The sequence below is a fragment of the Pseudomonas sp. D5(2026) genome (assembly GCF_057766845.1).
Window position 1 is genome coordinate 5220866 of the sequence record NZ_CM173421.1, and the last position, 10850, is coordinate 5231715.

At 62.0% G+C, this 10850-nt stretch carries 11 protein-coding genes; 7 read left to right on the plus strand and 4 right to left on the minus strand.

Features of this window, described 5'->3' with window-relative positions:
- Positions 1–360: 360 nt before the first annotated feature.
- Together glnL and ntrC are read left to right on the plus strand one after the other, a co-directional pair.
- The gene (gene glnL, locus AC3B5Q_RS24070; RefSeq protein WP_003249215.1) at positions 361–1446 is read left to right on the plus strand and encodes a nitrogen regulation protein NR(II); all 1086 of its coding nucleotides are present in this window, start codon (positions 361–363) and stop codon (positions 1444–1446) included.
- A complete protein-coding gene (ntrC, locus tag AC3B5Q_RS24075) occupies positions 1443–2879 on the plus strand; it encodes a nitrogen regulation protein NR(I) (RefSeq protein WP_021783714.1) in 1437 nt (478 codons plus the stop codon). The genes glnL and ntrC overlap by 4 nt, the downstream gene beginning before the upstream one ends.
- A gap of 358 nt (positions 2880–3237) precedes the next feature.
- Here the strand turns inward: ntrC and AC3B5Q_RS24080 are convergent, their stop codons facing one another.
- Complete coding sequence (locus AC3B5Q_RS24080; protein ID WP_021783713.1) at positions 3238–3675, minus strand: hypothetical protein; 438 nt, start codon at positions 3673–3675, stop codon at positions 3238–3240.
- On the opposite strand from AC3B5Q_RS24080, the gene trmL reads away from it, so the two are divergent.
- The gene (gene trmL, locus AC3B5Q_RS24085; protein WP_021783712.1) at positions 3674–4135 is read left to right on the plus strand and encodes a tRNA (uridine(34)/cytosine(34)/5-carboxymethylaminomethyluridine(34)-2'-O)-methyltransferase TrmL; all 462 of its coding nucleotides are present in this window, start codon (positions 3674–3676) and stop codon (positions 4133–4135) included. The two genes, AC3B5Q_RS24080 and trmL, sit on opposite strands and share 2 nt — an antisense overlap.
- A 155-nt stretch (positions 4136–4290) precedes the next feature.
- Here trmL and secB read toward each other — a convergent pair whose 3' ends face one another.
- Genes secB through AC3B5Q_RS24100 form a run of 3 tightly spaced genes read right to left on the minus strand, consistent with a single transcriptional unit; the run spans position 4291 to position 5485 of the window.
- The gene (secB, locus tag AC3B5Q_RS24090; RefSeq protein WP_003249206.1) at positions 4291–4776 is read right to left on the minus strand and encodes a protein-export chaperone SecB; all 486 of its coding nucleotides are present in this window, start codon (positions 4774–4776) and stop codon (positions 4291–4293) included.
- A 39-nt stretch (positions 4777–4815) separates the two neighbouring features.
- The gene (gene grxC / locus AC3B5Q_RS24095) at positions 4816–5070 is read right to left on the minus strand and encodes a glutaredoxin 3 (protein WP_003249204.1); all 255 of its coding nucleotides are present in this window, start codon (positions 5068–5070) and stop codon (positions 4816–4818) included.
- Between the two features lies 1 nt (position 5071).
- Entirely contained in the window at positions 5072–5485 is a 414-nt protein-coding gene (locus tag AC3B5Q_RS24100) for a rhodanese-like domain-containing protein (RefSeq protein WP_010955605.1), read from the minus strand.
- Positions 5486–5692: 207 nt separating this feature from the next.
- Here AC3B5Q_RS24100 and gpmI point away from each other — a divergent pair, with 207 nt between their 5' ends.
- The 4 genes from gpmI (at position 5693) to AC3B5Q_RS24120 (ending at position 10847) form a co-directional block, all read left to right on the plus strand.
- Positions 5693–7228 carry a 2,3-bisphosphoglycerate-independent phosphoglycerate mutase gene (gene gpmI, locus AC3B5Q_RS24105; RefSeq protein ID WP_084850222.1) on the plus strand — a complete coding sequence of 512 codons (1536 nt, stop codon included), beginning with the start codon at positions 5693–5695 and terminating at the stop codon, positions 7226–7228.
- A gap of 140 nt (positions 7229–7368) precedes the next feature.
- Positions 7369–8676, plus strand: a complete 1308-nt coding sequence (locus AC3B5Q_RS24110) for a murein hydrolase activator EnvC family protein (protein ID WP_021783710.1) — start codon at positions 7369–7371, stop codon at positions 8674–8676.
- Between the two features lie 78 nt (positions 8677–8754).
- Positions 8755–10071 (plus strand): S41 family peptidase, encoded by a 1317-nt coding sequence (locus AC3B5Q_RS24115; RefSeq protein ID WP_021783709.1) that lies wholly within the window; start codon positions 8755–8757, stop codon positions 10069–10071.
- A gap of 8 nt (positions 10072–10079) precedes the next feature.
- Entirely contained in the window at positions 10080–10847 is a 768-nt protein-coding gene (locus AC3B5Q_RS24120; RefSeq protein ID WP_330508626.1) for a divergent polysaccharide deacetylase family protein, read from the plus strand.
- Positions 10848–10850: the final 3 nt, after the last annotated feature.

Here is a 10850-nt window from a genome sequence, read left to right on the forward strand (position 1 = left end):
ATTGGCGCCTCGCGCCGATGACATATCACAACGGCCTCCTCCGGGAGGCCGTTTTCGTTTCTGCGCACCAAGCAGAAGCACTGCAACCCCGCCTGTCACGCTATGCTCTATCTTGGTGCACCAATTCATACCATGCCCTCATTTGCTCCCCAATCTGGTTCAAATTAAACGTTTCATCAAGACTTTATGGTCCGAATTTGCGCAGATTCAGGCCTTTATCGGCAAATCCCGCTTCTTTTCGGAGCTTTGGTTTGTTTCTTGCATTTTCTTTTCCAGAGTCTCGCATCAGTGGATCCACCCCGCGTCCGGCCCTGGCCAAAGCAGTGCCAGGCAAGCGCCAAAAGAGGTCAACGACGCCTTATGACCATCAGCGATGCACAGCACCGTCTGCTTCTGGACAACCTGACCACCGCCACGTTGCTGCTCAACGCCGAGCTGCGCCTGGAGTACATGAACCCGGCCGCAGAAATGCTGCTGGCCGTCAGTGGCCAGCGCAGCCATGGGCAATTCATCAGCGAGCTGTTCACCGAATCGACCGAAGCGCTCAGCTCGCTGCGCCAGGCGGTCGAGCAGGCGCACCCGTTCACCAAGCGTGAAGCGCAGCTCACATCGCTGACCGGGCAGACCATCACCGTCGACTACGCGGTAACGCCGATACTGCATCAAGGCCAGACCCTGCTGTTGCTCGAAGTGCATCCGCGGGACCGGCTGCTGCGCATCACCAAGGAAGAGGCCCAACTGAGCAAGCAGGAAACCACCAAGATGCTGGTGCGCGGCCTGGCCCACGAAATCAAGAACCCCCTTGGCGGCATCCGCGGAGCGGCCCAGCTACTGGCCCGCGAACTGCCCGAGGAAGGGCTGCGCGACTACACCAATGTGATCATCGAAGAGGCCGACCGCTTGCGTAACCTGGTCGACCGCATGCTCGGCTCGAACAAGCTGCCGTCGCTGGCCATGACCAATATTCACGAAGTGCTGGAGCGGGTGTGCAGCCTGGTCGATGCCGAAAGCCAGGGGTGCATCACTTTGGTGCGCGATTACGACCCAAGCCTTCCGGACGTGTTGATCGACCGAGAACAGATGATTCAGGCCGTACTCAACATCGTGCGCAACGCCATGCAGGCGATCAGCTCGCAGAATGAACTGCGCCTGGGTCGCATCACCTTGCGCAGCCGCGCCCTGCGCCAGTTCACCATCGGCCACGTTCGTCACCGCCTGGTAGCGCGGGTAGAGATCATCGACAACGGCCCGGGCATCCCGCCAGAACTGCAGGACACCCTCTTCTATCCCATGGTCAGTGGCCGCCCGGACGGTACCGGGCTTGGCCTGGCCATTACCCAGAACATCATCAGCCAGCACCAGGGCCTGATCGAGTGTGAAAGCCACGCAGGCCATACCGCCTTCTCGATTTACCTGCCTCTGGAACAAGGAGCCACCGCCTCATGAGCCGAAGTGAAACCGTATGGATCGTCGACGATGATCGCTCCATCCGCTGGGTCCTGGAAAAAGCCCTGCAACAGGAAGGCATGACCACCCAGAGCTTCGACAGCGCAGACGGTGTCATGGGGCGCCTGGCACGCCAGCAACCCGACGTGATCATTTCCGATATTCGCATGCCTGGCACCAGCGGCCTCGACCTGCTGGCGCAGATCCGCGAGCAGCACCCACGCCTGCCGGTCATCATCATGACCGCCCACTCCGACCTGGACAGCGCCGTGGCTTCCTACCAGGGCGGTGCCTTCGAGTACCTGCCCAAGCCATTCGACGTCGACGAAGCGGTATCGCTGGTCAAGCGCGCCAACCAGCACGCCCAGGAGCAGCAAGGCCTGGATGTGCCACAGAACCTGGCGCGCACCCCGGAAATCATTGGTGAAGCCCCGGCGATGCAGGAGGTGTTCCGCGCCATCGGACGCCTCAGCCACTCCAACATCACCGTGCTGATCAACGGCGAGTCCGGCACCGGCAAAGAACTGGTGGCCCACGCCCTGCACCGGCACAGCCCGCGCGCAGCATCGCCGTTCATTGCCCTGAACATGGCCGCCATCCCCAAGGATTTGATGGAGTCGGAGCTGTTCGGCCATGAGAAAGGTGCCTTCACAGGTGCTGCCAACTTGCGTCGCGGCCGTTTCGAGCAGGCCGATGGCGGCACGCTGTTCCTCGATGAAATCGGGGACATGCCTGCCGACACCCAGACCCGCCTGCTGCGTGTACTGGCCGATGGCGAGTTCTACCGCGTGGGCGGCCACGTGCCGGTCAAGGTCGACGTGCGCATCATCGCCGCCACCCACCAGAACCTGGAGTCACTGGTGCAGGCCGGCAAGTTCCGTGAGGACTTGTTCCACCGGCTGAACGTGATCCGCATCCATATTCCGCGCCTGGCCGACCGCCGCGAAGATATCCCCGCCCTCGCCCGCCACTTCCTTGCCCGGGCCGCCCAGGAGCTGGCAGTCGAGCCGAAGATCCTCAAGCCGGAGACTGAAGAGTTCATCCGCAACCTGCCATGGCCGGGCAACGTGCGGCAGATGGAGAACACTTGCCGCTGGATTACCGTGATGGCCTCCAGCCGTGAAGTGCTGATCGGCGACCTGCCGCCAGAACTGCTGAACCTGCCACAAGACGCCGCGCCGGTAACCAACTGGGAGCAGGCCCTGCGCCAGTGGGCCGACCAGGCGTTAACGCGCGGCCAGACCAACCTGCTGGACAGCGCAGTGCCGAGCTTTGAACGCATCATGATCGAGACGGCACTCAAGCATACCGCCGGACGCCGGCGGGATGCCGCGCTGTTGCTGGGCTGGGGGCGTAACACTCTGACGCGCAAGATCAAGGAATTGGGGATGAATGTGGCGGGAGGGGATGATGAGGAAGGTGATGACCACTGAGCTCCGGGTTAATCCGTAGACCTCTGGGGCCGCTTTGCGGCCCCAGTCATTTCAGCCCCCCGATGCACCGATCCTGTGCCCGATGCACCTCACGAAGGCACAAATCCCCTCAAAAGCCGGCCAATTCGTCCTCAAAGCCCAGTATTCACGGGCTTTGCAAAACTGGCACGCCCCCTGCAATAAGCAATACATCTCCAATTTCGGGGGCCCTGGTACAGGCAGGCCGGGTGAACCCCTCTTTTATACGCAGCACCGCCCGTTTTGGGGACCTCGGTACAGGCAGGCCGGGACATCCCCCCTTTATACGCAGTACCCCTTTCGGGGACCCTGGTACAGGCAGGCCGGGATATCCCCTCTTTTATTCGTGCAGTTTCACTTGCACCCGCCAGCGCCCAGCGTCCTCTGCACCGGCCCATTCGCCGTGCAGGGGGCGCGCGGCCACCACCGTCAGCAACAAACCTTCCTTGCTGTGCTGTATCCGCCAGCTCACCGGCTTGCCCAGCAGGCTAAGCTGCCCTTGCTGAGCCTTGCCCTGGGCCTGGAACAGCAACGCCACCGTCCCTTCCACGTTCTCGCCATGCAGCTTGGGCTCTTCGTTGAACCAAAGCTCCAGGCCATCCTGCATCACCTGCACCTGCTGCAGCTCGCGCTCGTCAGGCGTAGTCAGGCGACCGATCATCAGCCCCACCATCAAGCCGACGATCGCCAACGACAGCATCACCCGTGGGAAGGCCTTCGAACGCACGTCCGGTTCAGGGGTAGAATGCCCGTCATCTTCACGCTTGGAGCCGTGCATGTTTCACGTCATCCTTTTTCAACCAGAAATTCCGCCGAATACCGGCAACATCATTCGTCTATGCGCCAACAGTGGCTGCGCCCTGCACCTGATCGAACCCATCAGCTTCGAACTGGATGACAAGCGCCTGCGCCGCGCAGGGCTGGACTACCACGAGTATGCCACGCTCAAGCGCCACGAGAGCCTGGCCAGATGCCTGGAAAGCCTTGGCAACCCAAGGCTGTTCGCCTTTACCACCAAGGGCTCGCACCCGTTCCACGAAGTGGCCTTCCAGCCGGGCGACGCCTTCCTGTTCGGGCCAGAGAGCCGCGGGTTGCCGGCCGAGGTGCTGGACAGCCTGCCGGCCGAGCATCGCCTGCGCCTGCCGATGCGGCCGGGGTGCCGTAGCCTGAACCTGTCCAATACCGTGGCGGTGACGGTGTATGAGGCGTGGCGGCAGAACGGGTTTGCCGGGAGCTGATGTTTTGCCCGTACGGGCCTCTTCGCGGGTAAACCCGCTCCTACACAAGCCGAGGAAACGGCGCGATCCCCTGTAGGAGCGGGTTTACCCGCGAAGAGGCCCGCACAGGCAACAAAAAAGCGCCCCGAGAGGCGCTTTCTGGATACAGGCAGTTATTACTGCACAGTCGGCGCTTCACCCGCTTCCTGCATACGCTGCATTTCTTGCGCGTACAGGGCGTCGAAGTTGACCGGCGACAGCATCAGCGCCGGGAACGAACCGCGGGTCACCAGGCTATCCAGGGCCTCACGGGCATAAGGGAACAGGATGTTCGGGCAGAACGCACCCAGGGTGTGGCTCATCGAAGGCGCATCGAGGTTGGCGATCAGGAAGATACCGGCCTGCTGCACTTCAGCAATGAAAGCCACTTCGTCACCGTTCTTGACGGTAACCGACAGGGTCAGCACGACCTCATGGAAGTCGCCTTCCAGGGATTTCTGCTTGGTGTTCAGGTCCAGGGCAACGCTTGGCTCCCAGGTCTGACGGAAGATCTGCGGGCTTTTCGGGGCCTCGAACGACAGGTCGCGCACATAGATGCGTTGCAGGGAGAACTGCGGGCTGTTGTCTTCTGCAGCAGCGCCGTTGGTCTGTTGGTCAGTCATGTCAGATCCTTATCCTAATGTTTTTGAATGCAGTGCAAATCAGGCCGCCAGCAGCGCGTCGAGCTTGCCGGCGCGCTCCAGGGCATAGAGGTCATCGCATCCACCGACATGGGTGCTGCCGATCCAGATCTGCGGCACCGACGTACGGCCGGCTTTCTGACTCATCTCGGCGCGAACCTGCGGCTTGCCGTCGACCTTGATTTCCTCGAAGGCCACGCCTTTGCTCTCGAGCAGGTACTTGGCGCGCATGCAGTAGGGGCAGTAGTCGCTGGAATAGACGATGACAGGCTTCATATCACTTCACCAGGGGCAGGTTATCGGCTTTCCAGCTGGAAACGCCACCGCTCAGTTTGGCGGCGTTGTAACCAGCTTTGAGTAGCTCGCGGCAAATAGTGCCGGACTGCTGGCCCATCGCGTCGACGACAATCAGGGTCTTCTCTTTATGTTTGCCCAACTCGGTCATGCGGTTGGCCAGTTTGTCCTGCGGGATGTTCACCGCACCGACGATATGACCAGCGGAGTATTCCTTGGCCGGGCGAATGTCGATCACCAGGGCCTTCTCGGCATTGACCAGGGCTGTCAGTTGGCCATTAGTCAGGCTCTGGCCACCACGACGAATTTCATTGATGAGCAACAGGACCAGCAGAATGAGGAAGATCGCAACCAGGATGTAGTGATCTGTCGCGAATTGAATCAGGTGAGCAACCATCAGCGGTGTTCCAGGCGATTGAAAATGCCGGCCAGTATACACAGCCCCTTGGTGCCACCAAAGCCCGGCGGGCCGGCCACAAAACCACCTTCATGTTGCTAGCACAGGTGCGCCGGTCGGTGGAATGGGACGAATATTCGCCGCGGGTGGCGTATTTGCCCTAAAATGCGTGTCTTTATCATCTTTGAACAACCGTGAGTTTGATTGATGACGAGCACGCCCAAACCTCTGGTCCTGATTATCCTGGATGGCTTCGGCCATAGCGATATCCCCGAACACAACGCCATCTTTGCCGCCAATAAACCGGTCTATGACCGCCTGTGCGCCACCCAGCCGCATGGCCTCATTTCCGGCTCGGGCATGGATGTCGGCCTGCCGGACGGGCAGATGGGCAACTCCGAAGTCGGTCATATGAACCTCGGCGCAGGTCGCGTCGTCTATCAGGACTTCACCCGGGTGACCAAGGCCATCCGCGACGGCGAGTTCTTTGAAAACCCGGTGCTGACCGGTGCTGTAGACAAGGCAGCCAGTGCTGGCAAGGCCGTACACATCCTCGGCCTGCTGTCCGATGGTGGCGTACACAGCCACCAGGACCACTTGGTGGCCATGGCCGAACTGGCCGCGCAGCGTGGTGCCGAAAAGATCTACCTGCACGCCTTCCTCGACGGCCGCGACACCCCGCCACGCAGCGCGCAGTCGTCCATCGAACTGCTCGACGCCACCTTCGCCAAACTGGGCAAGGGCCGCATCGCCAGCCTGATCGGCCGCTACTACGCCATGGACCGCGATAACCGCTGGGACCGCGTCAGCGCCGCCTACAACCTGATCGTCGACAGCGCTGCCGAGTACACCGCTGACACGGCTCTGGCAGGCCTGGAAGCCGCTTATGCCCGTGACGAGAGCGACGAATTCGTAAAAGCCACGCGCATTGGCGAAGCAGTCAAGGTCGAAGATGGCGATGCCGTGATCTTCATGAACTTCCGCGCCGACCGTGCTCGCGAACTGTCGCGTGCATTTGTAGAGCCAGACTTCACGGAATTCGCCCGTGCGCGCCTGCCAAAGATGGCGGCGTACATCGGCCTGACCCAGTATTCGGCGAAGATTCCGGCACCGGCGGCCTTTGCGCCGTCCAGCCTGAACAACGTGCTGGGCGAATACCTGGCGAAAAACGGCAAGACCCAACTGCGCATCGCCGAAACCGAGAAATACGCCCACGTCACCTTCTTCTTCTCTGGTGGCCGCGAAGAGCCGTTCGAAGGCGAAGAGCGCATCCTGATCCCGTCGCCGAAGGTCGCCACCTATGACCTGCAACCGGAAATGAGCGCACCGGAAGTGACCGATCGCATCGTCGAAGCCATCGAACAGCAGCGCTTCGACGTCATCGTGGTCAACTACGCCAACGGCGACATGGTCGGCCACACCGGCGTGTTCGAAGCCGCGGTGAAGGCCGTCGAAGCACTGGATACCTGTGTAGGGCGCATTGTCGACGCGCTGGACAAGGTGGGCGGCGAAGCACTGATCACCGCTGACCACGGCAACGTCGAACAAATGGAAGACGAGTGCACCGGCCAGGCGCACACCGCACACACTACCGAGCCGGTACCGTTCATCTATGTGGGCAAGCGCAACGTGAAAGTGCGTGAGGGCGGCGTGCTGGCCGACGTGGCGCCTACCATGCTGAAGCTGCTGGGGCTGGAAAAGCCGGTGGAAATGACCGGCACCTCGATTCTGGTCGACGCCTGAATGTCGAAAGGGGCTGCGTTGCAGCCCCAATTGCACATGAATTCCAGACAAACGCCCCCCTGCATCCGCAGCGAGGCGTTTTTTTTGCCTGCCCACGCGGGCATACTAGGCCAGTCTCCATCCTTGGTACGCCAAACCCCATGCTTCGCGCCCTGATCCTCCTAGCCCTGTCTTGCCTGCTCAGCCCGGCCTTCGCCGATGAGCGCGCGCAGACCCAGCAGCAACTGGATGCCACCCGCCAGGACATTGCCGAGCTCAAGAAGACGCTGAGCAAGCTCCAGGAAGAAAAGGCCGGTGTGCAAAAGGACCTCAAAACCACCGAAACCGACATCGGTAACCTCGAAAAGCAGGTGGAGGCCCTGCAGCAAGAACTAAAAAAGACTGAAGGCGAGCTGGAGCGCCTTGATACCGAGAAAAAAAAACTCCAGAGCGCCCGCGTTGAACAACAACGACTGATCGCCATTCAGGCCCGCTCGGCCTACCAGAACAACGGTCGCGAGGAATACCTCAAGCTGCTGCTCAACCAGCAGAACCCCGAGAAGTTCGCCCGCACCCTCACCTATTACGACTACCTGAGCAAGGCGCGCCTGGAGCAATTGCGCACCTTCAACGAGACCTTGCGCCAACTGGCCAACGTCGAACAGGAAATTTCCAGCCAGCAACAACAGCTGCTGGCCCAGCGCGCCGACCTCGACAGCCGCCGTCAAGAGCTGGAAACCGAGCGCGCCAAGCGCCAGCAGGTACTGGCCAAGCTCAACAGCGATGTAAAGGACCGCGGTCAAAAGTTGCAAGCGCGCGAACAGGACCAGGCCGACCTGGCCAAGGTCCTGAAAACCATCGAGGAAACACTCGCCCGCCAGGCCCGTGAAGCTGAAGAAGCGCGCAAGAAGGCCCTGCTGGCGCAGCAGGAAGCGGAAAAGCGCCGCAAGCAGGAAGCGCTGGCCGCTGCGGCTGCCCGCGACCAGGCCCGTGAGCCAGCGGAGCCGCCGAAAAAGGCCCGCACCACCCTCGGGCCGATGGTTTCCAGCGATGGCGCGAACTACGGCGGCGCATTTTCTGCTGCGCGAGGCAAACTTCCATGGCCAGTCAATGGTCGACTGCTGGCACGCTTCGGTGATGCCCGCGGCAGCGACGCCCGCGCCAAGTGGGACGGGGTGATGATCAGCGCCACACCGGGCACTCAGGTACGTGCCGTGCACGGCGGGCGTGTGGTATTCGCGGACTGGTTGCGCGGCGCCGGGCTTCTGGTCATTCTCGACCATGGCAACGGTTACCTGAGCCTGTACGGCCACAACCAGAGCCTGCTCAAGAATGCCGGTGATATCGTCAAGGCCGGTGAGGCCATTTCCACCGTTGGCAACAGCGGTGGCCAGGAAGCGGCAGGCTTGTACTTCGCTATCCGCCAGCAGGGCCGCCCTACCGACCCTTCGCAGTGGTGCCGAGGCTAGTCAAATTTCTACGGCGCAGCTTGAGTGCTGCACCGATGCTCCCCAAGGAGCACCTACAGGATCAGGAGTTCGTTCGACATGCTGCACTCGCCTCGTCTCACCCAGCTGGCCCTGTCCATCGCCCTGGCGGTCGGCGCGCCCCTGGCCACCGCCGCAGAGCCGGCCAAGGTCGCCGCAGTGCCAGCCACCGAGGTGACCGCCAAGGCGCCACTGCCGCTGGAAGAACTGCGCACCTTCGCCGAGGTCCTGGACCGTATCAAGGCCGCCTACGTCGAACCGGTAGACGACAAGACCCTGCTGGAGAACGCCATCAAGGGCATGCTAAGTAACCTTGACCCGCACTCGGCCTACCTTGGCCCCGAGGACTTCCAGGAGCTGCAGGAAAGCACCAGCGGCGAGTTCGGCGGGCTGGGCATTGAAGTAGGCCAGGAAGACGGCTTCATCAAGGTGGTCTCGCCAATCGACGACACCCCTGCCTCGCGGGCCGGCGTGCAAGCTGGTGACCTGATCGTCAAGATCAATGGCGCCCCGACCCGCGGCCAGACCATGACCGAGGCGGTCGACAAGATGCGCGGCAAGGTCGGCGAGAAAATCACCCTGACCTTGGTGCGCGACGGCGGCACCCCGTTTGACGTGACCTTGAGCCGCGCAGTCATTCAGGTCAAGAGCGTGAAGAGCCAGCTACTGGAGAACGATTACGGCTACATCCGTATCACCCAGTTCCAGGTCAAGACCGGTGACGAAGTGGGCAAGGCCCTGGCCAAGCTGCGCAAGGACAACGGCAAGAAGCTGCGCGGGGTAGTGCTGGACCTGCGCAACAACCCGGGCGGCGTGCTGCAGTCGGCAGTGGAAGTAGCCGACCACTTCCTGACCAAAGGCCTGATCGTCTACACCAAGGGCCGCATCGCCAACTCCGAGCTGCGATTCTCGGCCGACCCGGCCGATGCCAGCGAAGGCGTGCCGCTGGTGGTACTGATCAACGGTGGCAGTGCATCGGCATCGGAGATTGTCGCCGGCGCCCTGCAGGACCAGAAGCGCGCCGTGCTGATGGGCACCGACAGTTTCGGCAAAGGCTCGGTGCAGACCGTGCTGCCACTGGCCAACGACCGCGCCCTGAAGCTCACCACTGCGCTGTACTACACCCCCAACGGCCGTTCGATCCAGGCCCAGGGCATCGTCCCGGACATCGAAGTGCGCCAGGCCAAGCTCACCGCCGAGGCCGACACCGAAAGCTTCAAGGAGGCCGACCTGCAGGGCCACCTGGGCAACGGCAACGGCGGCGCCGACCGCCCGACCGGCAGCAGCAAGCGCAAGGAACGCCCGCAGGATGACGACTTCCAGTTGAGCCAGGCTCTGAGCCTGCTCAAAGGCCTGAACATCACCAAGGGCGACTGATCTACCCTATGCGTTATCTGCTGTGTCTGTTGTTTTGCCTGATGGCCGGAATCGCGCAAGCGGCGCCGGCCAACAACGCCTACATGAGCATCATCATCGACGATCTGGGCCAGAGCCCCGAGCGTGACGGCCGAACCCTGGCGCTGCCCGGGCCGGTAACCATGGCGATCATGCCCGACACCCCCCATGCCACCGACTTCGCACGCCAGGCGCACAAGGCCGGCAAGACGGTGATCCTGCACATGCCCATGGACCCGGCCACCGGGCCCTATGCCTGGCACCCGGGCATCGCCATCGAAGAACTGGCGCGGCGCCTGGACGCAGCATTGGTCAAGGTGCCCTACGCCGCCGGCATCAACAACCACATGGGCAGCCGCATGACCGCACAGCGTGAACCCATGGCGTGGTTGATGGGCGAACTGCAGCGGCGCCAACTGTTCTTCGTCGACAGCCGCACCAGCGCCGCCACGGTCGCCGCGGCCGAGGCTCAAGCACACGATGTGGCGCATGTGTCGCGGGATGTATTTCTGGATGACGTGCGCACACCGGAAGCCATCGACGCTCAGCTGCAACAGGGTATTGCGCTGGCCCGCAAGCAAGGCTCGGCCGTGTTGATCGGCCACCCCTACCCGCAAACGCTAGCGGTGCTGGAAAGGCAGATTCCACGGCTCAAGCAATTGGGTATCGAACTGATCACGCTGCAACAGATGATCGCCACACGGGGCAACCAGGCCATGCCTGCACACGGTAAGCATGGCCGTTACAGCAATCGCTAGCGT